The following is a 24,264-nucleotide window of genomic DNA, read 5'->3' as shown; positions in this document are numbered from 1 at the left end:
CCCCTTCGCCTAGACAGGTGGATACGGTCCCATCGTGGACCCGATCACCAACCCCTACGCCCCCGGCGCCGGCCAGCGTCCGCCCGAGCTCGCGGGACGCGACGAGCAGTTGACCCGCTTCGACGTCGTGCTCAAGCGGATCGTCGCGGGCAAGCCGGAGCGCTCGCTCGTGCTCACCGGCCTGCGCGGGGTCGGCAAGACCGTGCTGCTCAACCAGTTGCGCTCCGCCGCCGTCCGCGCGAAGTGGGGCACCGGCAAGCTCGAGGCGCGACCCGATCAGGGGCTGCGTCGGCCGCTCGCGAGCGCCCTGCACCAGGCGGTCCGCGAGCTCGGGCACACGCAGGCCGAGGAGGTCGAGCACGTCCTCGGCGTCATCAAGTCCTTCGCCCAGCGCGACGCGAAGCCCGGCACGAAGCTGCGTGAGGTCTGGAACCCCGGCATCGACGCCCCCGCCGTCAAGGGGCGCGCCGACTCCGGCGACATCGAGATCGACCTCGTCGAACTCTTCACCGACGTCGGCGGGCTGGCCGCGGACCTGGGGCGCGGCGTCGCCGTCTTCATCGACGAGATGCAGGACCTCGGCCCCGAGGACATCTCGGCGATCTGCGCGGCCTGCCACGAGATGAGCCAGACCGGCCTGCCGCTCATCGTCGTCGGCGCCGGCCTACCGCACCTGCCCTCGGTGCTGTCGGCGAGCAAGTCCTACAGCGAGCGGCTCTTCCGCTACCAGCGCATCGACCGGCTCGCCCGCGAGGAGGCCGACCGGGCCCTCACCGCGCCCGCGGCCGACGAGCTCGCCGAGTACGAGCAGGCGGCGCTCGATGCCCTGTACTACGCGACCGGCGGCTACCCCTACTTCATCCAGGCCTACGGCAAGGCGGTGTGGGACCAGGCGCCGGAGTCGCCGATCCGCGCCGAGGACGTGCGCGTGGCCTCCCCCGAGGCCGAGTCCGAGCTGGCGGTCGGGTTCTTCGGCTCGCGCTACGAGCGCGCGACCCCCGGCGAGCGCGAGTACCTCAAGGCGATGGCCGATGTCGCTGCCGAGATCGCGGCGAAGGGGGAGGAGAGCCTCGACGACATCGAGTCCGTCCTCACCTCGGCCGTGGCCACCTCGCTCGGCAAGAAGCCCCAGTCGCTCTCCCCCGCCCGCGACGCCCTGCTGAAGAAGGGCCTGATCTACTCCGCCGAACGCGGCCGGATCGCCTTCACCGTGCCGCACTTCGGGCGGTACCTGCGCGAGCAGACCTGACCAACCGCCGCAGCATCGGCCTGACACGATGGCGTCGTGCGCGCCGTGGTCATCGATGAGGTCCGAGCCCAGCCCGAGGTCAGGGAGGTGTCGGCCCCCTTCGCCCCTGACGGTGGGGTGGTCGTCGACGTGCGGGCGACCGGGCTCTGCCGCAGCGACTGGCACGCCTGGGCCGGCCACGACGACGGGATCACCTGGCCGCACGTGCCGGGCCACGAGCTCGCGGGGGTCGTGAGCGCGGTCGGTGCCGGCGTGCAGCGGTGGCGGGTCGGCGACCGGGTGACCGTGCCCTTCGTCTGCGGCTGTGGCCGGTGCTCGTGGTGCGCGGCCGGCGAGGCGCAGGTCTGCCCCGACCAGGAGCAGCCCGGCTTCACGCACTGGGGGTCCTTCGCCGAGCAGGTGGTGCTGCACGCTGCCGACACCAACCTCGTGGCTCTCCCCGAGTCGGTGGACTTCGCGACCGCGGCGAGTCTGGGGTGCCGCTTCGCCACCGCCTACCGGGCCCTCGTCGCCCGCGCCCGCCTGACGAAGGGGGAATGGGTCACCGTCGTCGGCGCCGGCGGCGTCGGGCTGAGCGCGGTGATGATCGCCCGGGCGCTCGGCGCACGGGTCATCGCGGTCGACCGCAACCCGGCAGCGCTGGCCGTCGCGGCCGAGCTCGGCGCGGAGCACACCGTGCTCGCGGTTGGCGCCCACGGCGAGGCAACGGATGTCGAGGCCACTGTCATGGAGCTGACCGACGGCGGGGCGCACGTCGCCGTCGACGCCGTGGGCAGCGAGCAGACCTGTGCCACAGCGCTGCTCAGCCTGCGGCGACGCGGTCGGCACGTCCAGGTCGGCCTGCTGCCGCCTGTCGACGGTCACCCGCGCGTGCCGATGGCGCGGGTCATCGGGTGGGAGATCGACGTGCTCGGCAGCCACGGCATGGCCGCCGTCGACTACCCGGGGATGCTCGCGCTCATCGACTCCGGCGACCTCGCCCCGCAGCGCCTCGTGGAGCGGGTCGTCGGTCTCGAGGAGGCGGCGGCGCTGCTGCCGGGCTTCGACAGGGCGAACGTCGCGGGGATGACGATCATCGACCCGTCGCGCTGAGGCGGGGCGAAATTCGCTGCGACACACCCCCCTTCGGCCCGTAGCGTGCCGCCTGACGGAAGGGGCACCATGCGCACACTCACCTACTACGTCGCGGCGACGCTCGACGGCTTCATCGCGGGGCCGGACGGCGGCGACCCGAGCGGCGAGGACTTCATGGCGGTCACGCCGGACCTCGTCGAGTTCATCGCGACCCACTACCCGGAGACGCTGCCCGGACCGGCCCGCGAGGCGATGGGTCTGACCGAGCCGGGCCGGGTCTTCGACACGGTGATCGAGGGACGGCGCTCCTACGAGATCGGGCTCGCGGCCGGCATCGACGATTCCTACCCGCACCTGCGGCACCTCGTCGTGTCGACGACGCTCGGGTCCGCGCCCGCGGCGGCTGTCGAGGTCGTCTCCGATGACCCGCTCGCCCGGGTGCGCGAGCTCAAGGCCGAGGACGGCCTGGGCATCTGGCTCGTCGGCGGCGGCCGCCTCGCCCACACCCTGCTGCCGGAGATCGACCGGCTCGTCATCAAGCTCAACCCCTCGGTCATCGGCTCTGGGGTCCCGCTCTTCGACGGGGGCTTCGCCCCCACGCTCTTCGAGACCGTCGACGTCGTCGGCCTCGCCAGCGGCGTGCAGGTCATCACCTGCGAGCGAAGGGCGTAGCCGGGCAAGTCCGGGCGCACAACTCTGCAAGACCCTAGGGTCTTGCAGAGTTGGGCGCTCCTCTCCGGCTGCGGGCCGCACGACCTTGAGGAAATGCGACGCCCCTCCCCCGACTTCGCACGACCTCAAGGAAAATGCGACGTCCCTGGCTGTTGAACTCGGACGCGGGGCGTGCGGAGGCGCCCGACCCGGGCCGGGGTCGGGCGCGGGGCGGGGTGGCTACAGGTGCCAGGTCACCCCGTCGTCACGGATCGTGCAGGTCAGCTCCTGCTGGTGCACTCGGGTGTGGTGCCGCTCGCACAGCAGCGCCGCATTGCCGATGTCCGTGCGCCCACCCAGCGACCAGTACTGCACGTGGTGCGCGTCGGTCCAGTGCGCGGGCATCGTGCACCCCGGGAAGGTGCAGCCACCGTCCCGCAACCACAGCAACCGCTTCTGCCCGGGGGTGAAGAACCGCGTGGCGCGGCCCAGCTCGAGCGGCTCGCCGTCACTGCCGAGCATCACCGGGATGACCCCTGCCTCGCAGGCCAGCTTGCGCACGCTCGCCGGGGACAGCACCGCGCCCGAGGCCGTGACCCCGCCGGCGTGACCGCCACCGGCGACTCCTCCGGCACCCAGCCCGACCCCCTTCGAGCCGGGTGCGTCGCCACAGCCGCCGAGATCCGCGCGGTGACCGAAGGGATGCGTGTCGCTGAAGGGCATGCCGGTCGGCCCGAAGGCGCCACCCGGTCGGCGGGACCCGCACACCCCGCAGGTCCCGTCCGTGGCCGTCAGCAACGAGGTCATCGAGATCGTCACCATGACCTGCGCCTTGTCGCTCGTGCCCACCTCACCCGGGCTGGACACCCCACGACCCACGACCGTCACCAGGGCATCGGCGCGGCGCCGCGCCGGGGGCCGCGGGTCACGCTCACCGTCGGGGCCCTTGACCGGCTTCGACAACCCCGCCACCGCCGCGTCGACGATCGCCGCGCCCTCGGCGTCGAGCACGAGCTTGTAGCGCGTCAGCCCGCTGGCATCGGTGTGACTCGTCAACGACCGCGCCGACCTGGCCCGCTCGTCATCCGCCGCGAGGTCCTTGGCCGGACGCAGCATCCGCGTCGTCTGCGTGATCGCCGTCGCCAGCCCGCGCTCGTCGAGCCCCGGGACCCGAGCCGAGATCCGCCCACCCGGGCCGGTGCGCACGACCTCGTCACGCGCTGCATCGAGCAGGACCCCCAGGTCCGCCTCCAGGAGCTCCGGGTCGGCGACCCGCCGCACCCCGTCGTGGAAGCGCACCAGCTGATCGGCCTTGCCGAGCGGCAGCTGGCCACCCTCGAGGTCGGCGAGCACCCCGGCGAGGCCGGCCGGCGGCGGCCGCTCACCCCACTCCCCTGCTCCCGGCTCCGACTCCCCAGCCACCTGCTCGGGTGCCTCCGGGCGAAGGGGGGCGCCGCCCCCTTCGTCGTCGTGCGTGGGGTCGACGAGCGCGGAGCCGGCCCGCAGACCCGCCCTGGCCACCCGCACCACGGACGCCACATGACGCACCGCCGGCCGCGGCGCCGACCGGCCCTCGCTGACCCCGACCCAGTCGGTGTCCGACCACGACTGCCGCTGCGGCACACCCCGCGAGATGCCCTCGCGCACGAGGGCCACCTCGGCCGCCTCGAGCACCGCCCGGGCCCGACCGATCGCGGCCAGCCCGTCGGCCAGCTCCTCCTCGGGCGCCTGCCACAGATCCGGCATCTCGAGGGCGGCGATCGTCAGGGCGCGCACCGAGTCCCGCAGGCCCGACACGAGCCCCAGATCCCCCCACTGCGTCGCCTCTGACATGCTTCGATCATACGTTCGACTTGAGGCCTGGGGAACCCTCTGGGCCCTGTGAATTCAAGGAACTTCGCCGCGAGCTTGTGGACAACTGGCCCGTGCGACGTCAGCCGCCGAGGCCCGCCCACGGGTCCTCGCGCTCCCAGAGCCGCGGCAGGTGGAGGGCGACGCCGTCCTCGTCGGCGAGGCGATCGAAAACGCTCATCGTGACGTCGAGGTCATCACCGGCGTAGGGCAGGGCGCGCAGCGGCTGGTCGAGGGGACGGAAGAAGTCGTCCCAGTGCGTCAGCACCACCCGGCGGGCCCCCACGGCGCGGACCGTGTGCTCCCAGTAGGCCTCGATGTAGTCCTGTGGCTGCACCCCCAGCTGCCCGACCCCGAGGTAGGCAACCTCGGCGTCGAGACCGGCGAGCGCGCCCGGCACGTACCCGGCGCTGCCCTGCAGCAGGGCGGTCCGGCCGCTGCGGTGGGTGAGCAGGATCGACCACGCCTCACCGCAGCGGTAGGCACCGACCTTGACCGGTGGGGTCACCGGGGCGTCGATGTCGCCCGGGTACCGATCCGGCGGGCAGTGGCTCGACGCGACGAAGGTCAGGGAGAAGGCACCGCACTCCACGGAGTCGCCGGAGGCGACGACCCGGATGCGCTCCCGGTCGAGACCTCCGCCGACGCCCAGGTTGGCCGTCGACTCGCCGCCGACGAGCAGGGCACCCGTGCGCTCGGCGACGACGGCGGAGTCGAGGGCGTGGTCGTAGTGCGTGTGGACGGGGACGACCGCGTCCAGCCCGTCGAGGCCCGCATCGCCGAGGGCTCGGTCCAGGGCGGCATCGATGCGCTCGACGGACGGCGCGACCTTGCCCAGACCCACCTGGAGCAGACCGGGCCGGGAGAAGAACCCATCGGTCATCACGGCGGACTCGCCGTCCTGGACGAGGAGCGTGGAGACGCCCATGAAGGTCACCGCCAGCGCGCCCTCCCCAGCGGCCGGGACGTCGAGGCGCGAGTCGTAGGTGGTGATGTCCGGTCGGCCGGGCTTCAGACGCATCCGGTCAGGCTATACAGGCCCGGCGAAGGGGGGCGGTCACATCCGTGGTGCCCGCGTCGTCAGATCGGTGACAGCATCGACCCGAGAGGAGCGGTCATGGACCCGGCACAGCAGGCAGAGGACTTCGAGGCGGAGCGCCCACGGCTCGTCGGCCTGGCCACGCGCGTCCTCGGTGACCACGCCGAGGCCGAGGACGTCGTGCAGCAGGCGTGGCTGCGGCTGCACGGTACGGACACCGACATCGAGTCGCTGCCCGCCTGGCTCACGACGGTGACCACACGCTTGTGCCTCGACCGGCTCAAGTCACGAACCCCGGTGCCGCACAGCGAGATCGAGCCCACGGAGACCGCACCTGACATCGCCGACGACGTCGTCATGGCCGACACCGTCGGGGTCGCGCTGCAGGCGGTCATCGACCGGCTCTCGCCCGGTGAGCGGGTCGCCTTCGTGCTGCACGACAGCTTCGGCTTCGACTTCGCGACCATCGCCGCGATCCTCGGCACGACACCCGCCGCGGCGCGCAAGCTCGCCTCGCGGGCGCGGGGGAAGGTGCGGGGGCGGGGGTCAGAGAGGGCCGACTGGGAGGTCGTGGACGCCTTCATGGCGGCCGCGCGCGAGGGCGACTTCGACTCCCTTCTGCGGCTGCTCGCACCGGACGCGACGATCACGGCCGACGCCGCCGCCGTCGCGAGCGGCACGCCGGAGCGGGTCGACGGACGACGGGAGATCGCCGAGTTCTTCAACGGCAGCGCCCACGCAGCACTCGCCGTGCTCGTCGACGAGCGTCCCGGCGCCGCGTGGTTCCACCGTGGCGAGGCCAGGGTGCTCTTCGACTTCGACGTCGTGGACGGCGTCGTGCAGGGCATCACCTTCCGCGCCGCGCCCGAGGTGCTCGAGCGCGTCACCCGGCGCGAGGACACCCGACGCTGCTCCTGAGGCCCACCGGTCACATCCGCAGGCCCCCGATCGTCAGCACCACGAGAGACCACCACGAGAGGATCACCCGATGAAGACCATGACCTGCCAGCAGCTCGGCGGCCCCTGCGACCTCGCCCACCGAGGCGAGACCCACGACGACGTCATCAACGCCCAGGACCAGCACCTCAAGGCGATGGAGAAGGCCGGCGACGCCGCGCACCAGCCCGCCCGCGACGAGATGAAGAAGCGCTGGCGCCGCCCCCGCAAGGCGCTCGGTTGGTACAACGAGATGAAGCAGACCTTCGCGGCCCTGCCGGAGGACTGATCCGGCCGGCCCAAGCGTCGGCTCAGGGACGCAGACGCCCCACGAGCACCATCGCCCCGGCACCGCCCAGTGCGCCCACCGCGTACCAGAGGAGGTCGACCGGGGCGAAGGTCGTCCCGAGCACCCAGCGCAGCTGCGGCACCCGCGCCGGCAGACCGGTCAGCTGGGCCAGCTCGACGACCACGCACAGCGCCAGGGCCACCCCGGCCACGACGAGCGGGCGCGGCGTCTCACGACTCGGCCACACCAGGCGAAGGACGACGTCATCGTCGACTGGCCGGAGGACGGCAACAAGGCGTCCGAGGAGGCGCTGCGCGAGATGCAGAACAAGGTCGCCGAGGCCGCGGGCGTCGGGGTGGGTGTGCCCGTCCTCGGCGTGCCCGACGTCGGGACGAGCTTCACGGCGCACCCGCTCGGCGGAGCCGTCATCGGCCGGGCGTCCGACGCCTACGGCCGGATCAAGGGCCACCCCGGGCTCTACGTCATGGACGGTGCCGGCATCCCCGGCAGCACCGGCACGGCCAACCCCTCGCTGACGATCACCGCGCTCGCCGAGCGCAACATCGCGAAGATCATCGCCGACGGGCGGTGACCTCCTCGGGGTCGGTCACGCCTCGAGCAGGCCGACCCCCGGGCCGTCGAGATCCGCCATCGCCACGTCGCGCCCCGCGATCACGAGCAGCAGGGCGAGGGCTGGCCCGCGCACCTCGGGTCCGTCGCCGAGGGTGAGGTCGAGGTCGGTGGCCCGCAGCGTCACCCGCGCGACGGTCTCGCGACCTCCGCCGACGGCGGCGGGCGTGCGCGCCTGGTAGCGAAGCGCGCCCTCGACCGCCTCGGGGGCGTAGTCGTGCCCGATGCCGAGCGGTCGCCGGATGTCCTCGCCGTGGACGACCTCCTCGACGAGGCGGCTCTCGAGCGGGGCGAGCCGGGTGGGCGGTCCCGTCCGCCGACCGGCCACCTCACGCAGGCTGCGCAGCGTCTCGCGGGGCGTCGCCCCGCGGTGCCGGTCGACGCCCTCCTGGGTCATCCGCTCGAAGTCACCGCGTGCCCGCACCATCCCCCGCACGAGGCCGAAGGGGGTGGCGAGCGCGTTGGCGACGAGGTGCGCCGCGACGTCGTGCACGCTCCACCCGTCGCAGAGCGAGGCCGTGCGCCACTGCTCGTCGGTCAGCTGCTCGAGGTCGTCGGCGAGCGCCCGGCGCTCGGCGTGGACGAGGTCCCACACATCGGTCATGGCCTCACCCTGACAGGTCCGGCCGACAGCGTCGCCGGACCCGGCCCATCACGAAGGGGAGGTCCCGCGCCGAGCGCAGGACCTCCCCTTCGGGGCGTCGGATGGGTCAGGGGACGACGGGTCGCCCCTGGAGAACCCGCCACGTGTATGCCGTGCTGATGGCGAAGAGCGGGGTCGTCAGGATCCCGCCGATCCCGCAGGTGAAGCACGAGACGAGGAAGATCACGACGATGGCGATGAGCGCGTAGAGGAAGGTGTCGGCGAGATTTTCCTTGACGAAGGTGAAGCTCGCCGAGATCGCCTCCGTCGCGCTCTTGCCGTCGAGGACCGCGGCGTTGGTGTAGTAGAGGAAGAAGAGCACGACGACGATGCCGACGCACAGAGCGAGCAGGCCGACCATGGCCGCAAGGAAGACGAGGATCGCTGCGAGCAGCGCCTGGCCCCACGGGACCCGGGAGAACATCGCCCCGAAATCGACCCGGCCGGTGTCGACGGCATCGAGGGCGCCGCGCAGGAGGGCGACGCCGAGGACCCACTGGATGGCGCCGCCGATCAGCTGGCCGCTCAGCTGGAGCAGGGAGGACCCGAGCTGGCCCGCCGTGCTCACCCCGTCGGGGTCCAACGGGTCGGGGTTGAAGACCTCGACGCCTCCGCTCGCCATGCCGAAGGCAAAGGGGATTCCGACCGAGAGCACGGTGATGATCGCCCCCATGCCGAGGAAGGGGCCGATGTTGGCAGTGAACTTCCGCCAGGCGTACTCGATGGCAGCCATGGGACTGTAGGGCCCCATGACCGGCGCCGGCCCGCCCCCTCCCGGCGGCCCTGGCGGCATCCCGCCACCCGCGTAGCCGCCGCCGTGGGCAGGCTGCCCACCGTAGGGCGGCTGGCTGCCGTAGGGCGGCAGACCACCGGCGCCCGGGGGCGGAGGCGGGGTGCCGTAGGGCTGCCCGCCCCCCGGTGACTCACCCGACCCGGAAGGCGGCGGCTGCTGTGGCGGGTACGGAGGCTGGCTCATGGGCCCCACCCCATCGCATGTGGCGCACCGCGGCAAGCAGCGACGCGGGGGAGGACTCCCCTCACGCCTCGACGAGCAGCTCCCGGGTGATGTCGGCGATGGTGGCGGCCCCGACGAGACCCATGGTCAGGTCGAGCTCGGCGAGCACGTTGTCGATGACCGCGCTGACCCCGGCGGCGCCGTCGATCGCGAGGCCGTAGACGTGCGGGCGGCCGAGCAGGCAGGCGTCGGCGCCGAGGGCGAGCGCGACGAAGAGGTCCGCCCCGGAGCGCACCCCGCTGTCCATGAGCACCGTCGGCTCGGGCCCGACCGCGTCGCGCACGCGGACCAGCGCGTCGAGGGCCGCGATCGACCGATCGACCTGTCGCCCACCATGGTTGGAGACGACGACGGCGTCGACGCCGGCGTCGAAGGCCCGCCGCGCGTCGTCCTCGTGGAGGATCCCCTTGAGCACCACGGGCAGGCGGGTGCGCTCCCGCAGGGTCGCGATGTGCTCCCACGAGAGCGCGGGGTTGGAGTAGATGTCGAGGAAGGTCTCGACCGCCGCCCGCGGCTCCGGCGAGCGCAGGTTGTCGCGGACGCCGCCGGGGTGCTCGCGGCTCATCGAGAGCAGGGTGCCGACTCCTCCCTTCGCCGCACGGGCCGCCTGCAGCGGCTTGCGCGGGTCGATCCCGAGCGACTGCGCGGCGCGCGCCGTGTCGGCGAGCCGCTCGCGGACCAGCTGCATGAAGCGGGGGTCGGACGTGTACTGGGCGATGCCCTGCCCCCGGGCGAAGGGGAGGGACCCCAGGTCGAGGTCGGCGGTGCGCCAGCCGAGCATGGTCGTGTCGAGCGTGACGACGAGCGCCTGCGCCCCGGCTGCCTCGGCCCGGCCGATCATCGAGTCGACGAGGCCCTCGTCGGTCGACCAGTAGAGCTGGTACCAGAAGGGGGTGCCGGCCATCGCCTGCGCCGTCTCCTCCATCGGCGAGCAGCCCTGGCAGGAGAAGACGTAGGGCACGCCGCTGGCGTGGGCCCCCTGCGCGATGAGCAGGTCGGCGTCGTCGGTGACGAGCCCGGCGGCACCGACCGGGGCGAGGAGCAGCGGTGCGGCGAGCTCGGTGTCCAGGACCGTCGTCGTCAGGTCACGCGTCGTCGTCGCGTGCAGCATCCGCGGCACGACCTGCCAGCGGTCGAAGGCGGCGCGGTTGGCGCGCATCGTCGCACCGCCCCCGGCTCCACCCGCGATGTAGGCCCAGGCCTTGCGGCTCAACGCTGCTCGTGCGCGACGCTCGAGCTCGGCGACGTCCGTCGGGACGGTGGGCGCCACGCCGAGCGCACCGGGTCGGTAGATCGCGTCCTGGCGGGCACGACCGGGGGCGGGCTGGGGAGTCGTCATGAGCGCAGGTTAGGGCCCCGAACCGGTGAGATCGGCCACAACGAGGACCCCGTCCGCACCCTGACCTTTCGTTGACCTCATGGGCTTCTGGGGTGGTTTGGGCGCGATTGCCATCATTAGCCCTTCGTTGGCCTGCGAGTTACCTTCCGCTCAACGCCACGCACAACACCACATCGGAAGGAAGGCATGTCGACGCCACCCCTGGGGATCGCCACGATCGTGCTGCTGCTCGCCCTCTTCTACGGCCTGACCATGGTCATGTCGGTGAAGATCAGCCGCGGTGAGGAAAATGCCGACGAGTACATGACGGCCGGGCACAACATCGGCTTCGGCATCTCCGCGGCCTCGATGACCGCGACGTGGATCTGGGCCTCGTCGATGTATGCCTCCGTCACCTCCGGCTACACCTACGGCATCTCCGGGCCGATCCACTACGGGCTCTGGGGCGCGCTGATGATCCTCTTCATCTACCCCTTCGGCCGGCGGATCCGGGCGGTCGCCCCCCACGCGCACACCCTCGCCGAGGTCATGCGGGCGCGGCACGGCCGCTCGAGCCAGCTGATGCTCGCGATCTCCAACGTCCTCGGCAGCGTCATCTCGCTGATGTCCAACTTCATCGCCGGCGGTGCGCTCATCGCGATGCTCTCGCCGATGAGCTTCATCCAGGGCGTGCTGATGATCGCGGCCGGCGTGCTCATGTACACGATCTGGTCGGGCTTCCGCGCCTCGGTGCTCACCGACTTCGCCCAGGTCGTCGCCATGCTCCTGGCCGTCGTCGTCCTCGTCCCCGCCTTCTTCTTCGTCCTCGGTGGGCCCGACCTGCTGCGCGAGGGCGCCGGCAACCTCACCGCCCACCAGTCGAGCTTCTTCTCCTCCGAGGCCTTCCTCGGCCAGGGCGCGCCCTACATCGCCGCCGTCCTCGCCTACGCCATCGGCAACCAGACGATCGCCCAGCGCCTCTTCGCCGTGCGCGAGGACCTCATCAAGCCGACCTTCGTCACCGCGACGATCGGCTACGGCGCGACGATCATCGGCGTCGGCATGATGGGCGTGCTCGCCCTCTACGCCGGCATCGACCCGGCCGGCGGCGACCCCAACAACCTGCTGCCGCAGATGGCCGCGACCCACCTCGCGACCCCGCTCATCGTCGTCTTCTTCGTCATGATCATCGGGTCGCTGTCCTCGACGGCCGACTCCGACCTGGCCGCGCTCTCGTCGATCGTCATGACCGACATCTACGGCGACCGCGCCCGCCGCCAGGGGACGATCAACCCCGCGACGATGCTGCTCATCGGGCGCCTGACGATGGTCGTCGCCACGGTCGCGGCGGTGCTCTTCGCCGCCCTCGAGCTCAACATCCTCGACCTGCTCGTCTTCGTCGGCGCGATGTGGGGCTGCCTCGTCTTCCCCGTCATCGCCTCCTTCTACTGGTCGAAGGTCACCAACGCCGCCTTCACCGTCTCCGTCCTCGTCGCCTTCGCGGTCTTCCTCCCGGTGCGCTTCGGCTGGCTGCCGCAGAGCGGGGCACTCGACCTGCTCATCGACGTCGTCGGCATCGTCGGTGCCGGCATCGTCATCGGCCTGATGGCCTTCGGCTTCTTCGGTGCCCGGGTGGGCATCGCGCTCGGCGCCGTCTTCGCGGTGGGGGTCGCCCCCTTCGCCATCGGGGTGATCTCGCAGTACCCGGCGCTGTCCGGCTCGCTCACCGCCTATGCCGTCTCGACGATCGTCTGCGTCGTCATGTCGCTGGCCTCCCGCGAGGAGCCCTTCGACTTCGCCCTCATCTCGCGGCGGACCGGGGACTTCACCGATGACGACGAGGCGGCGGGCGCCCAGCCCGCCGGCGACGACGACCCCGACCTCGAGCCCGCTCGCGCCTGACCCGGAAGGACCACCATGTCGATCACCGCACTGACCCTCTACATCCTCGTCTGGCCGGCCATCGTGGCCGTGATCTTCGGCGTCATCTGCGTCGCCTTCTACAAGGAGTGGCGCGCCGCCAAGGACGAGGGGCGCCGGATCATCTGACCCGCACGGGGCGGGCCGGAGGCGCCACACTGGGTGGATGGCCGCGACCGTCCGCCCCGCCGGTCCGCCCGACGCCGAGGTCGTCGGGCGGCTGCTCCACGACTTCAACGTCGAGTTCGACGAGGTGTCGACGCCGAGCGCCGAGGACTTCGCCGGGCGCTTCGAGCACCTGCTGGCCCGTGACGACGTGCTCGTGCTGCTGACCGAGGAGGGTGCTGCGACAACGGGCTTCGCCTACCTCACGCTGCGCCCGACGCCCTACTACGACGGGCTGCTCGGCCAGCTCGAAGAGCTCTACGTCGTGCCGGAGCTGCGCGACCAGGGCATCGGCACGCTCCTGCTCACCACCGCGGTCGAGCACATCGTGGCGAAGGGGGCCGCGGAGCTGCACATCAACGTCGACGAGATCGACGTGGACACCCGCCGCTTCTACGAGCGGCACGGGTTCGTCAACGTCCACCCGGGCGCCGACTACAGCATGCTCTGCTACCTGCGCGAGCTGTGATCCCGTGCGCCCGTGGGTCGCAGGTCTCGTCGCGGCGACCGCGCTGACCCTCGTCGCGTGCACGAGCCCCGCGCCGGAGGCCGGCCGGTGGCAGCCGGTCGACCTCCCCGGTCCGGGGCGGGTGGTGACCCTGACCGGGATCGATGACCGGCTGCTCGTCGGCCGCTACGACAAGGGCGCCCGGGAGCGGGCTTCGCTCACGGTCGTCGGCCCGGACGGCAGCAGCCGGCCGGTCGCGATGGACACGCGCTGGGAGTGGGCCGGGCGGGAGGCGGAGCTGCTCTCCGTCAGCGAGCACGAAGGGGAGGTCGTCGCCCTCGGCGGGCACCGCGCGGGCGCGCACGGGAATGTGCGCTGGACCGTGTGGAGCGGCGACCTCGACGAGGTGGTCGAGCAGCCGCAGACCTTCGAGACCTTCGGCGGGTGGGACGCCGGCGGCATCGCCGGCACCTCTGCCTCGCAGGCCGGCCCGATGATCCTCGGCAGCTGGGTCGACCCGGGCCGGCACGGTCTCGACGTGGCGTTGTGGACGCGGCACGGCGACCGGTGGACCCGGGCGGCACGGCCCGGCAGCGGCCTGGCCGCGACCGCCGACCGACAGCCCTCACCCGGCGCGGTGACCGACCTGCCCGGTGGAGGCCTGCTGGCCGTGGGCTGGGTGACGGTGCTCGGCGAGCGCATCCGCGACGAGGCGGTCCTGTGGACCGCTGCCGACCCGGCCGGACCGTGGCGCGAGGTGGCGCTCCCTTCGACCGGGGCTGGCACGCAACGCCCGACGGCGGTCGACTGCGCCGACGACCACTGCGTCGTCGCCGGGAGCAGCGACGAGGACGTCGCTCTGTGGCGGGTCGACCTCGCGGACGGTCGGGTGGTGCCGGCGCGGCCGCGGACGGTGCTGTCCGACGTGGTGCACTCCTCCGCCCCGGTGATCCGGGTGGCCGCCGGTGAGGTCGACACCGTCGCGCACAGCGAGCCTGCGGGCGGCGCTGCCGGCGGTCGGGAAGGGACGACGCGGGTCGTGCGGACGGCTCCGGGTGACGAGGACCTGGCGACCACCGAGTTGCCCGGCCGGCTCGCCGCAATGGCCACCGAGCCCAGCGGCGCCGTCGTCGTCGCGACGACGACCGCCGCCTGGCGCCACGAGCCCTGACCGGCCCGGGTTGTCGCATTGCCCAACGGCAACGCAGACCAGAGGGGGCGGGAGGGGCCGACCTCAGGCGGTGACGCCGTGGCGGCGCTGGTGGCGCAGGCCGAGGGCGGTGCCGAGCAGCACGAGGACGATCGAGGCGACGAGGACGCCTTCGTAGCCGATCCACGCGGCGGCGGTGAGCGCCACGGCCGCCGCGACGAAGGAGATCGCGAGCGCGAAGGAGGTCAGCGTCGTGAAGTCGGTGCCGGCCGAGTCGGGCCGGGCGAAGTCCATGTTGATCGTGTAGACGACGACATTGGCCACGGCGTAGGCGGCCATGAAGGAGCACAGGGCCACGGTCGTCCACACGGTCGAGGTCTCGCCGAGGGCCAGCGGCATCAGGCCGAGGGTCGCCACGGCGAGCAGCGCACCACCGAGGACGAGCACCCGACGACGACCCCAGCGGGTGATCAGGGCACCGGCACCCAGTGCGGCGAGCACCGCTGGGGCCGAGGCGATCGCGCCCGAGACGATGCCGATCTTCGTCAGCGACCACCCGGCGTCGACGAGGGCCGGCGAGACGATCGCGTAGCCCACGGCGGCGCCGATGTAGTAGAGCGGCACGACGACGAGCACCCAGCTGCGGCACCCGGGCTGGCCGAAGACGGTGAGCAGCTCCCGCAGCCCGGCACGACGCACGAGCACCTCCCGCTCGGGCTCGCGGAAGGCGATGACGACGCCCAGGGCCGTGGCCGTGAGTAGCGCGAGCAGCAGGATCGCCGGGACCCAGCCCCACTGGTCGTAGACGACGACTGCCAGGCCACCGCCGACGACGCTGCCGAGGTAGTTGCCGCCCACCTGGATGCCGTTGCCCAGCCCACGGTCGCCGTCGCCGAGCAGCCGCACGGTGAGCGCGTCGGCGGCGATGTCCTGGGTGGCGGAGAAGAGGACGAAGAGCGAGCAGATCGCGATGACCGGGCCGAGGTGGTCGGCCGGCGTGACGAAGGGGGTGAGCGCCAGGAGCGTGATGACCAGCCCCAGCTGGAGCGGGACGAGCCACGAGCGGTAGTGGCCGAAGCGGCGGCTGCCGTAGCGGTCGACGAGCGGGGCCCAGAGGAACTTGAGCGGCCAGATGAGCCCGATCGTCTGGATCAGACCGAGCGTGGCGAGCGAGGTGCCCCCGTCGCGAAGGATCGCGACGAGCCCGATCGTGAGGAAGCCCACACCGAGGTACTGGGTGAAGTAGAGCGCGGTGATGAGCCGGAACCGCTCTGCGCCAAGGGTTTTGGCGTCTTCGGTGGCCGTCGGGGCAGTGGTGGTCACGGGGGTCTTCCTCGCGCTCGTGGGCAGGTGCCCGGGTAGGGGTCATCGCGCATCGGCGGTGATGCGTGGCGCCGCGAGCTCGACGAGCGGGAGCGGCGCACGACGGTTATGTTAGGCCAGCACTACCTAAGTTAGGTATCCCTTACTTCTAGGAGCATGCTCGGTGAACCCCCACCTCCTGACGCACGAGACCACCGACGACTACGTCGACGGCATGGCGCGCGTGACCCGGCTCGTCGCCCAGCACCTGGCCGCCGACGCCCCGTCGACGGGTGCGACCGTGGCCGACCTCGCCCCCGCGGTCGACGCCGTCGACCTCGACCGCCCCGCGGCCGACCTCGACGCCGCCCTGGCCGAGGTCACCGACATCTACCTGCGCGACGCCATCTGGTTTCACCACCCCAGCTACGTCGCCCACCTCAACTGCCCCGTCGCCCTGCCGGCGGTCCTCGCCGAGGGGATCATCTCGGCGGTCAACACCTCGGTCGACACCTGGGACCAGAGCGCCGGCGGCACCCTCGTCGAGCAGCGCCTGATCCGCTGGACCGCCGGGCGCATCGGCTTCGGCGAGACCGCCGACGGCGTCTTCACCAGCGGCGGGACCCAGTCCAACCTCCAGGGCCTGCTCCTCGCCCGGGGCGAGGCCGTGCGCCACCACGGCGAGGGAGTGCAGTCGCGACTGCGCGTGCTCGCCACCGAGCACAGCCACTTCAGCGTCATCAAGGCCGCCCGGATCATGGGCCTGCACCCGAGCGCGATCATCGCCGTGCCCACCGACGAGACCGGTGGCATGAGCACCGCCGCCCTCGCCGCCGAGCTCGACGGCATCCGGGAGCGGGGCGAGACGGCGATGGCCGTCGTCGCGACCGCCGGCACGACCGACCTCGGGGTCATCGACCCGGTCGCGGCCATCGCCGACCTCGCGGCCGACCACGGCGCCTGGCTGCACGTCGACGCCGCCTACGGAGGTGGCCTGCTGACCTCCCTTCGTCGTCGTCACCTGCTCGACGGCATCGAGCGGGCCGACTCGGTGACCGTCGACTTCCACAAGACCTTCTTCCAGCCGGTGAGCTCGAGCGCGATCGTCGTGCGCGACGGCGCGACCCTGGGCCACGTCACCCACCACGCCGACTACCTCAACCCGCGGACGGCCGTGACGCCCAACCAGGTGGACAAGTCGCTGCAGACCACCCGGCGCTTCGACGCGCTCAAGCTGTGGCTCACGCTGCGGGTCACCGGCGCCGACGCCGTCGGCGAGATGTTCGACGAGGTCATCGACCGCGCCCACCAGGTGTGGGAGGTGCTGCGCGACGACGAGCGCTTCGAGGTCGCCGTCGAGCCCGTGCTCAGCACGGTCCTCATGCGCTACCGGCCGAAGGGGGTCGGTGTCACCGACGCGGACTCGCTCAACCCCCGCATCCGGCACGCGCTCCTCGACGACGGGTCGGTCATGGTCGCCGGCACGACGATCGACGGTCGGGCGTGGCTGAAGTTCACCCTGCTCAACCCGCAGACCTCGCTGGCCCACCTGCGCGGGATCATCGAGACGATCGCCGCGACGGGTGAGGCGCTGCTCGCCGAGGACGCGATGGACGAGCTGAGCCTGGATGCACCCTTCGAGACGCTTGCTTCGCAAGCTCCTCAGGGAGCGGGAGTGGAGATGGCCCGATGAGCGGGCGCATCCACGACGTCGTCGGGATCGGGCTGGGGCCCTTCAACCTCGGGCTGGCTGCGCTGACGCACGACCTGCCCGACGTCGACGGGGTCTTCCTCGAGGCGCGGGACGAGTTCTCATGGCACCCGGGGATGATGCTCGAGGGCGCGACGATCCAGGTGCCCTTCATGGCCGACCTGGTGACGATGGCCGACCCGACGAGCCGCTTCGGCTTCCTCAACCACCTCAAGCAGATCGGGCGGCTCTACCCCTTCTACATCCGGGAGAGCTTCTACCCCCTGCGCGCGGAGTACGACCAGTACTGCCGGTGGGTCGCCGACCAGCTCGACACCGTCCGGTGGGGCCACGAGGTGACCGCCGTCGAGCGCGAGGCCGATGGCACCTACGTCGTCACGGCCCGCCTCGGGGACGGGACGGTCACCTCCCTTCGCGCTCGTCATGTCGTGCTCGGCATCGGGACCGCGCCGACCGTGCCGCCCGTCGCGGAGGGCCTCGGCGGGCCGGTGACGCACTCCGGCCACTACCTCGAGCACCGAGCGGCCGTGCAGGACAACGCATCCGTGACCGTCGTCGGCAGCGGGCAGTCCGCCGCCGAGATCTACCTCGACCTGCTCGAGGGCGTGCAGGAGCACGGCTACCACCTGACGTGGATCACCCGCTCGCCGCGGTTCTTCCCCATGGAGTACACGAAGCTCACGCTCGAGATGACCTCGCCGGAGTACGCGCGCTACTTCCGCGAGCTGCCGATGGAACGGCGCGACGTGCTGCTGCGCGAGCAGCGCAACCTCTACAAGGGGATCAGCGGCGACCTCGTCGACCAGATCTACGACACGCTCTACCGGATCCGCGTCGAGACCGGCGCGCCCGTCCCCACCACCCTGCTGACGAACAGCGAAGTGCGAGAGGCGAGCTGGGACGAGACCAATGGCCGCTACACGCTCGGCGTGCACCACGAGGAGCAGGACGCCGCCGTCGAGGTGACGACCGAGGGACTCGTGCTCGCCACCGGCTACCGCCCCCGCACCCCGCACTTCCTCGCGCCCGTCGCCGACCGGATCCGGCGCGACGCCCGCGACCGCTACGACACCGGGGTCGACTACAGCGTCGACCTCGACGGAAGGATCTTCGTGCAGAACGCCGAGGAGCACACCCACTCCGTCCTCGCCCCCGACCTGGGCATGGGCGCCTACCGCAACTCCGTGATCATCAACGCGATCGCGGGACGTGAGGTCTACCCGGTGGAGGAGCGAATCGCCTTCCAGCACTTCGGTGTCGGGGAGATCGAGTCGCCGGTGGTTTCTCGTGGCCTCGCGGCGGTGATGTCCCGATGAGCGACTTCGCGATGATCACGCCGGTCGGGCGGGTGACGATCGAGCCGGTCGTCCCCGCCGAGCACATCGAGCTGCTCCACGCGTGGGTGACGCACCCGCGGTCGGCCTTCTGGGGCATGCAGGGGTTGCGCCCCGAGCAGTCGCGTGCGGCCTTCGACGAGATCGACGCCGACCCGCACCACGAGGCGTGGCTCGGGCGGGTCGACGGCGTCCCGACCTTCCTCACCGAGACCTACGACCCCGGCCACTCGGTGCTCGCGGCGCACTACCGCGTCGAGCCCGGACAGCTCGGTATGCACGTGCTCGTCGCGCCGACGGAGACCCCGGTGCACGGGATGACCTCGCAGGTCTTCCGCGCGGTGATGCACTTCTGCTTCCGCGACCCCTCGGTCACCGAGGTGGTCGTCGAGCCGGACGTGCGCAACCACGCGATCCACGCCAAGAACGCCGCCGCCGGCTTCGTCGTCGACCGGCGGATCACGTTGTCGGACAAGGAGGCCCTGCTGAGCTTCTGCACGCTCGCGGACTTCGCGGGCAGCGAGCTCGAGGGACGAAGGGGGGCACTCCCCTCCCCCGACGTCGCGCACCTCGAGCCCGAGGTCATGGCGCGGGCCCACCGGCACGTCGCGGCCAAGGCGATCGGCGAGCTGACCCACGAGCGGGTGCTCGCGCCCGAGCCGACCGCCGACGGGCGGTGGACGATCGCGGCGGGGGCGGCGACCTACACCTTCGCCGCGACCCGGCACGCCCTCGAGCACTGGCGGGTCGACCCTGCGAGCATCGAGCGCACCGTCGACGGCCGGGCCACCGAGGTCGACGCCCTCGGCGTCGTCTCCGACCTGCACGAGGTCCTCGGCATCCCCGAGCACCTGTGCTCGACCTATCTCGAGGAGCTGAGCGGCACGCTGGCGAGCCTGGCGCACAAGTGGCACCACGCGCGGCACACGAGCCGTGACCTCGTCGGCGCCGACTTCCAGACGATCGAGTCCGCGATGACCGAGGGCCACCCCGCCTTCATCGCCAACAACGGCCGGATCGGCTTCTCCGCCACCGACCACGCGGCCTACTCCCCCGAGGCCGGCGCCGACGTGCGGCTGGAGTGGATCGCAGTGCGCCGCACCGTCGCCCACCTCTCGCTGGCCGAGGGTCTGACGGAGGAGGACCTCTACGCCGGCGAGCTCGACCCTGCGGACCGTGAGGGGTTCTCCCTTCGCCTGGAGACGCTGGGGCTCGACCCCGCGGACTACCTGCTCATGCCGGTCCACCCGTGGCAGTGGGACCACAAGCTCGCGGTGACCTTCGCCGCGGACGTGGCCCGACGCGATGTCGTTCACCTCGGCCACACGCGGGACCGCTACCTCGCGCAGCAGTCGATCCGGACCTTCTTCAACACCGACCGTCCCGAGCGGCACTACGTCAAGACGGCGCTGGCGATCCAGAACATGGGCTTCCTGCGCGGGCTCTCGCCGAAGTACATGGAGGCGACGCCGGCGATCAACGACTGGGTGGCCGACGTCGTCGCCGGTGACCCGGAGCTCGCCGACTGCGGGTTCCGCGTGCTGCGCGAGATCGCGGCGATCGGCTACACCGGCGACGCCTACCACCGCCTCGGGGTGCCCAACCCGCACACCAAGATGGTCGCCGCGCTGTGGCGCGAGTCGCCGGTGCCGAAGCTCGCTGCGGGACAACGGCTCCAGTCCCTCACCGGGCTGCTGCACCGCGACGCCGACGGCGCCGCGCTCATCACCGAGCTCATCGCAGCGAGCCCGATCGGGGCCGGCGAGTGGGTGCGGCGGATGCTGCGCGCCTACCTGCGACCGGTCGTCCACTGCCTCGGCGTGCACGACCTGGCCTTCATGCCGCACGGGGAAAACCTCATCCTCGTGCTCGAGGACCACGTGCCCACCGGCGTCTTCATGAAGGACATCGGCGAGGAGGTCGTCGTCATGTCCGACCGCGAGCTGCCGCCCGAGGTCGAGCGCATCCGGCACGTCCTCGACCCGCAGGTGCAGTCGCTGTCGGTGCTCACCGACGTGCTCGACGGCGTGCTGCGCTTCGTCGCCGAGATCCTCGCCGACGACGAGATGCTCACCGGTGAGGACTTCTGGGCGCTCGTCGCCGAGTGCATCGCCGCGCACGCGGCCGACCACCCGCGGGCCGCGCGGCTGGACCTGCTGCGGGAGAGCTTCGAGCACTCCTGCCTCAACCGGCTGCAGCTGCGCAACACCCTGCAGATGGTCGACCTCACCGACCCCGAGGGCTCGCTCATCCGGGTCGGCGACCTCGCCAACCCCCTCCACGCTGCGCACAACCCTGAGCTCCTGCCCCCAACCCTGCAGGACCCTAGGGTTTTGCAGAGTTCTGGGGGCGGAACATTGCAAAACCCTAGGGTTTTGCAGAGTTCCGGCGCCGGCGAAGGGGGCGTGGCCGGGTGAGCCGACACTGGCGGGTGGAGCGGGATGCCCACGGCATCCCGCTCTGCTGGGGGGCCACGCTCGACGACCTCGCCTATGCGCAGGGGCGCTCGGCGGCGATCGACCGGGCCTGGCAGATCGAGGTCGAGCGGCGGCGGTCCGAGGCGACCTCGGCGACGCTGCTCGGGCCGTCCGACTGGGACGACTTCGCGACCCGCGCCGACCTGGCCGGCATCGCCCGGGCCGCGGTCGAGGGTCTCGACGACGAGACGCTCGCCTGGGTGGACGCCTACGTCGCCGGCGTCAACGACGGTCTGGACGAAGGGGGTTCCCGCGCACCGGAGTTCGCCGCCACCGGCACGCAGCCGGAGCGGTGGGAGCGCTGGTCGCCGGCCGGGGTCTTCCTCGTCCAGCACGTGCTCATGGGCAACTTCGGGCACCTGCTGTGGCGCCGGCACGTCCGCGCGCAGCTCGGCGAGGACGCCCTCGACCTGCTGAGCCACGAGGGAGTTCCGCTCGGCGGCAGCAATGCCTGGGCGCTCACCGGGTCACGCACCGACACGGGCGCACCGATGATCGCCGCCGACCCGCACCGCGTGCTCGAGGCGCCCGGCATCTACCAGCAGGTGAGGCTGACCACCCCCGACATCGACGTGTCCGGGCTCGCCTTCGCGGGCGTCCCGGGAGTGCCGCACTTCGGTCACGCCGGCTCGGTCGCCTGGGCGGTCACGCACGCGATGGCGGACTACCAGCAGATCGCCCCCGACGCGGACCTCGTTGTCCCCCACCCGATCTCGCCCGCGGGCGTCGACGGCGACATCGGGCTGGCCACGATGCGCCGACTGCTCCTGGCGCGGACGGTCGACGACGTCGACACGGCCCTCGACGGCTGGGTCGAGCCGGTCAACGCCGTCGTCATCGCCGGCGCCGACGGCCGGGTCCGCGAGCGCGTCGCCGGCCGCCTGGTCACCGCCGGGGGTTCGCATCTCCTTGAGGAAATGCGGAGTCAGGGCAGCCAGGTGGGGACGGTGGCGGCGCCGTCGGCACGCCGCGACCTCGCCGACGGCGAGGTCGTCGTGCACGCCAACGACCGGCGGGACTCGGTCGCGGCGCTCGGCGAGGAGTTCGCCGCGCCGCACCGCGCGCAGCGGATCACCGCGCTCCTCGGCGAGCGCGAGGACTGGGACGTCGCGGGGCTCGCGGCGGTCCAGACCGACACCCGGCTCGGCTCCTGGCCGACCTTCCAGACTCTCCTCGGCGGGGTCGCGGCCACCGGCCCCGCCGAGGAGCTTCGCCTGCGGCTGCTCGCGTGGGACGGCCACATGGACGCAGGCAGCCACGACGCGGCTCTCTTCGCGGCCTGGCGCACCGAGCTCGTCCTCGCCGTCGCGGCCCACCCGCGACTCGCCCCGATCCACGAACCCGCCGGTCTCGCAGCGCTCTTCGCGCCCTGGGTGGACCCGGTCGCCCGGGTCGGCGCCGGCATCGAGCGGATCGTCCACGTCGGGTGTGACTGGGGCCTGCCGCTCGACGAGATCGCCGTGCAGGCCCTCGTGCGGGTCGCCCAGGCACCCGCCGATGACCGCACCTGGGGAGAGCGGCACATCGCCCCCTTCGTCCGGGCGGAGCACACCGCCACGCCACCCAGCGGGCCGCTCGGCGGTGACGGGGACTGCGTGCTGGCCACCGCCGCCGCGCCCGGCCTGACCGACCTGTGCTGGCGAGGACCAGCCGCGCGACTCGTGTGGTCGCTCGACGGCCCGAGCTCGTGGGTCGTGCCGCTCGGCGCCGACGGGCCGGCCGACTCACCGCACGCCCACGACCAGCACGACACCTGGCGCGCCGGCGACCTGCACGCCCTGACCACAGACCACGACGAGGAGACGACATGACCGACCTGACCTTCCGCCCCCTTCGCCCCGAGGAGGACGCGGCGCTGGTCCACGGCTGGGTCACCCAGCCACGCGGACGCTTCTGGGGCATGACCGACAAGAGCGTCGAGGAGGTGCGCGACATCTACGCCTTCGTCGACTCGCTCGAGGCGCACTGGGCGTGGATCGGCGAGAGCGACGGGCGGGCGGTGGCGCTGGTGCAGACCTATGAGCCCGAGCACGACCCGGTCGCCGAGGCCTACGCCGTGCAGCCGGGGGACGTGGGTGCGCACGTCTTCGTCGCCCCGGGCGAGGACGCGGCGACGGTCGGCGTGGGGATCTACCGGTGGCTCTTCGCCGACCCCGCGGTGCAGCGACTCGTCGGCGAGCCGGACGCCTCCAACCGCGCGGTCCTCCTCCGCGCGCAGCAGATCGGCTTCGAGCTCGGCGAGCGGGTGCGCGTCGGCGACAAGGACGCTCGCATGGTCTACCTGACCCGTGAGCGCTTCGAGTCGCTCGTAGGGGTCTGATCCGACCTTCCGGTCATGGACAGCGCCCCCGGCCCCCGGCAGACTCGCCGCATGGGGACACGCACACCCGCGATCATCGCGGTCATCATCACCATGGCCTTCGGCCTCGGCTTCGCCTTCTTCGACGAGGTGCCGCGCTGGTACCCGGTCGGCGGCGGCGTGCTCGTCGCGGCCGCTTGGGTAGCCGTGGGCATGATCAACAACCGCAGCCCGAGGAGGGACCCATGAGCCAGCCGAGCTACTTCGCCCCGCCGCACACCGACGTCACCTATCTGTCGAGCCCGCACGTGCCGACCGTCGTCCGTCTGGCCAAGGACGTCGCGCCCGACGGGATGCCGGCGATCTTCGACGAGACCTTCAGCGCCCTCGTGCCGGCCCTGGCCGAGCAAGGCATCGAGATCGCCGGCCCGGCCTTCTCGCTGCACCACCGCATGCCGGGCGCGACGATGACCTTCGAGGTCGGCATGCCCGTGGCCGCGCCGCTCGACGGGGAGCTCGAGGCGGGCGGCATCACCTTCGTCCCGTCACAGCTGCCGGCGGCCGAGGTCGCGACGATCTCGCACCTCGGCGGCTACGACGGGCTCGGCGGGGCGTGGGGCGATCTCATGCAGCGGGTCGCCGCCGACGGTCGTCAGCCGGGGCTGCCCTTCTGGGAGGTCTACGTCACCGAGCCCTCGCCCGACATGGACCCGAGCACGCTGCGCACCGACCTGGTGGTTCCCTACGGGGCCTGAGCCGTGGG

The 24,264-nt window shown here is 72.2% G+C and carries 24 protein-coding genes; 17 read left to right on the top strand and 7 right to left on the bottom strand.

Annotated features, from left to right (window positions below; translation table 11 throughout):
- Positions 1-34: 34 nt before the first annotated feature.
- The 3 genes from NMQ01_RS00715 to NMQ01_RS00705 all read left to right on the top strand — a co-directional run bounded on the left by NMQ01_RS00715 (position 35) and on the right by NMQ01_RS00705 (position 2,995).
- Entirely contained in the window at positions 35-1,249 is a 1,215-nt protein-coding gene (locus NMQ01_RS00715) for an ATP-binding protein (protein ID WP_072623412.1), read from the top strand.
- 36 nt (positions 1,250-1,285) lie between these two features.
- On the top strand, positions 1,286-2,341 hold the full coding sequence (locus NMQ01_RS00710) for a zinc-dependent alcohol dehydrogenase family protein (protein ID WP_255184987.1): 1,056 nt from the start codon (positions 1,286-1,288) through the stop codon (positions 2,339-2,341).
- A 69-nt stretch (positions 2,342-2,410) separates the two neighbouring features.
- Positions 2,411-2,995 (top strand): dihydrofolate reductase family protein, encoded by a 585-nt coding sequence (locus tag NMQ01_RS00705; protein ID WP_255184986.1) that lies wholly within the window; start codon positions 2,411-2,413, stop codon positions 2,993-2,995.
- 219 nt (positions 2,996-3,214) lie between these two features.
- Here the strand turns inward: NMQ01_RS00705 and NMQ01_RS00700 are convergent, their stop codons facing one another.
- The gene (locus tag NMQ01_RS00700; RefSeq protein WP_255184985.1) at positions 3,215-4,807 is read right to left on the bottom strand and encodes an HNH endonuclease signature motif containing protein; all 1,593 of its coding nucleotides are present in this window, start codon (positions 4,805-4,807) and stop codon (positions 3,215-3,217) included.
- A gap of 100 nt (positions 4,808-4,907) precedes the next feature.
- Positions 4,908-5,846 (bottom strand): MBL fold metallo-hydrolase, encoded by a 939-nt coding sequence (locus NMQ01_RS00695; RefSeq protein WP_255184984.1) that lies wholly within the window; start codon positions 5,844-5,846, stop codon positions 4,908-4,910.
- A 96-nt stretch (positions 5,847-5,942) separates the two neighbouring features.
- Here NMQ01_RS00695 and NMQ01_RS00690 point away from each other — a divergent pair, with 96 nt between their 5' ends.
- On the top strand, positions 5,943-6,782 hold the full coding sequence (locus tag NMQ01_RS00690) for a sigma-70 family RNA polymerase sigma factor (RefSeq protein ID WP_255184983.1): 840 nt from the start codon (positions 5,943-5,945) through the stop codon (positions 6,780-6,782).
- 70 nt (positions 6,783-6,852) lie between these two features.
- Positions 6,853-7,089 carry a hypothetical protein gene (locus NMQ01_RS00685; protein ID WP_084450809.1) on the top strand — a complete coding sequence of 79 codons (237 nt, stop codon included), beginning with the start codon at positions 6,853-6,855 and terminating at the stop codon, positions 7,087-7,089.
- Between the two features lie 22 nt (positions 7,090-7,111).
- Here the strand turns inward: NMQ01_RS00685 and NMQ01_RS00680 are convergent, their stop codons facing one another.
- Positions 7,112-7,336, bottom strand: a complete 225-nt coding sequence (locus NMQ01_RS00680; protein WP_255184982.1) for a DUF2809 domain-containing protein — start codon at positions 7,334-7,336, stop codon at positions 7,112-7,114.
- Here NMQ01_RS00680 and NMQ01_RS15930 point away from each other — a divergent pair.
- Positions 7,253-7,681 carry a GMC oxidoreductase gene (locus NMQ01_RS15930; RefSeq protein WP_369694866.1) on the top strand — a complete coding sequence of 143 codons (429 nt, stop codon included), beginning with the start codon at positions 7,253-7,255 and terminating at the stop codon, positions 7,679-7,681. The genes NMQ01_RS00680 and NMQ01_RS15930 overlap by 84 nt on opposite strands.
- Positions 7,682-7,696: 15 nt before the next feature.
- Here the strand turns inward: NMQ01_RS15930 and NMQ01_RS00670 are convergent, their stop codons facing one another.
- The 3 genes from NMQ01_RS00670 to NMQ01_RS00660 all read right to left on the bottom strand — a co-directional run bounded on the left by NMQ01_RS00670 (position 7,697) and on the right by NMQ01_RS00660 (position 10,716).
- Positions 7,697-8,323 (bottom strand): maleylpyruvate isomerase family mycothiol-dependent enzyme, encoded by a 627-nt coding sequence (locus NMQ01_RS00670; protein ID WP_255184981.1) that lies wholly within the window; start codon positions 8,321-8,323, stop codon positions 7,697-7,699.
- A gap of 106 nt (positions 8,324-8,429) precedes the next feature.
- Positions 8,430-9,095, bottom strand: a complete 666-nt coding sequence (locus tag NMQ01_RS00665; protein WP_255186404.1) for a hypothetical protein — start codon at positions 9,093-9,095, stop codon at positions 8,430-8,432.
- Positions 9,096-9,399: 304 nt separating this feature from the next.
- Positions 9,400-10,716 (bottom strand): alpha-hydroxy-acid oxidizing protein, encoded by a 1,317-nt coding sequence (locus NMQ01_RS00660; protein WP_255184980.1) that lies wholly within the window; start codon positions 10,714-10,716, stop codon positions 9,400-9,402.
- A 186-nt stretch (positions 10,717-10,902) separates the two neighbouring features.
- Here NMQ01_RS00660 and NMQ01_RS00655 point away from each other — a divergent pair, with 186 nt between their 5' ends.
- Genes NMQ01_RS00655 through NMQ01_RS00640 form a run of 4 tightly spaced genes read left to right on the top strand, consistent with a single transcriptional unit; the run spans position 10,903 to position 14,399 of the window.
- Complete coding sequence (locus NMQ01_RS00655) at positions 10,903-12,597, top strand: sodium:solute symporter family protein (RefSeq protein ID WP_255184979.1); 1,695 nt, start codon at positions 10,903-10,905, stop codon at positions 12,595-12,597.
- 15 nt (positions 12,598-12,612) lie between these two features.
- Positions 12,613-12,744, top strand: a complete 132-nt coding sequence (locus NMQ01_RS00650) for a putative transporter small subunit (protein WP_255184978.1) — start codon at positions 12,613-12,615, stop codon at positions 12,742-12,744.
- Between the two features lie 37 nt (positions 12,745-12,781).
- Complete coding sequence (locus NMQ01_RS00645; protein WP_255184977.1) at positions 12,782-13,249, top strand: GNAT family N-acetyltransferase; 468 nt, start codon at positions 12,782-12,784, stop codon at positions 13,247-13,249.
- Positions 13,250-13,253: 4 nt separating this feature from the next.
- Positions 13,254-14,399, top strand: a complete 1,146-nt coding sequence (locus tag NMQ01_RS00640) for a hypothetical protein (RefSeq protein WP_255184976.1) — start codon at positions 13,254-13,256, stop codon at positions 14,397-14,399.
- 63 nt (positions 14,400-14,462) lie between these two features.
- Here the strand turns inward: NMQ01_RS00640 and NMQ01_RS00635 are convergent, their stop codons facing one another.
- The gene (locus NMQ01_RS00635; protein ID WP_255184975.1) at positions 14,463-15,701 is read right to left on the bottom strand and encodes an MFS transporter; all 1,239 of its coding nucleotides are present in this window, start codon (positions 15,699-15,701) and stop codon (positions 14,463-14,465) included.
- A 163-nt stretch (positions 15,702-15,864) separates the two neighbouring features.
- Here NMQ01_RS00635 and NMQ01_RS00630 point away from each other — a divergent pair, with 163 nt between their 5' ends.
- The 7 genes from NMQ01_RS00630 to NMQ01_RS00600 are packed head-to-tail and all read left to right on the top strand — an operon-like array spanning position 15,865 to position 24,256.
- Entirely contained in the window at positions 15,865-17,373 is a 1,509-nt protein-coding gene (locus NMQ01_RS00630) for an aspartate aminotransferase family protein (protein WP_255184974.1), read from the top strand.
- Entirely contained in the window at positions 17,370-18,707 is a 1,338-nt protein-coding gene (locus tag NMQ01_RS00625) for a lysine N(6)-hydroxylase/L-ornithine N(5)-oxygenase family protein (RefSeq protein ID WP_255184973.1), read from the top strand. Before NMQ01_RS00630 ends, NMQ01_RS00625 begins: the two co-directional genes overlap by 4 nt.
- Positions 18,704-21,142 carry a GNAT family N-acetyltransferase gene (locus NMQ01_RS00620; protein WP_255184972.1) on the top strand — a complete coding sequence of 813 codons (2,439 nt, stop codon included), beginning with the start codon at positions 18,704-18,706 and terminating at the stop codon, positions 21,140-21,142. Before NMQ01_RS00625 ends, NMQ01_RS00620 begins: the two co-directional genes overlap by 4 nt.
- On the top strand, positions 21,139-23,013 hold the full coding sequence (locus NMQ01_RS00615; protein ID WP_255184971.1) for a penicillin acylase family protein: 1,875 nt from the start codon (positions 21,139-21,141) through the stop codon (positions 23,011-23,013). The genes NMQ01_RS00620 and NMQ01_RS00615 overlap by 4 nt, the downstream gene beginning before the upstream one ends.
- Positions 23,010-23,522 (top strand): GNAT family N-acetyltransferase, encoded by a 513-nt coding sequence (locus tag NMQ01_RS00610; RefSeq protein WP_255184970.1) that lies wholly within the window; start codon positions 23,010-23,012, stop codon positions 23,520-23,522. Before NMQ01_RS00615 ends, NMQ01_RS00610 begins: the two co-directional genes overlap by 4 nt.
- A 51-nt stretch (positions 23,523-23,573) precedes the next feature.
- On the top strand, positions 23,574-23,750 hold the full coding sequence (locus tag NMQ01_RS00605) for a hypothetical protein (protein WP_200811194.1): 177 nt from the start codon (positions 23,574-23,576) through the stop codon (positions 23,748-23,750).
- On the top strand, positions 23,747-24,256 hold the full coding sequence (locus NMQ01_RS00600; protein WP_255184969.1) for a GyrI-like domain-containing protein: 510 nt from the start codon (positions 23,747-23,749) through the stop codon (positions 24,254-24,256). The genes NMQ01_RS00605 and NMQ01_RS00600 overlap by 4 nt, the downstream gene beginning before the upstream one ends.
- Positions 24,257-24,264: the final 8 nt, after the last annotated feature.

The organism is Janibacter sp. CX7 (assembly GCF_024362365.1).
In the GTDB taxonomy this organism is placed as follows: domain Bacteria; phylum Actinomycetota; class Actinomycetes; order Actinomycetales; family Dermatophilaceae; genus Janibacter.
Note: the sequence above shows the minus strand (reverse complement) of the source record. Positions and strands in the feature narration are given on the sequence as shown.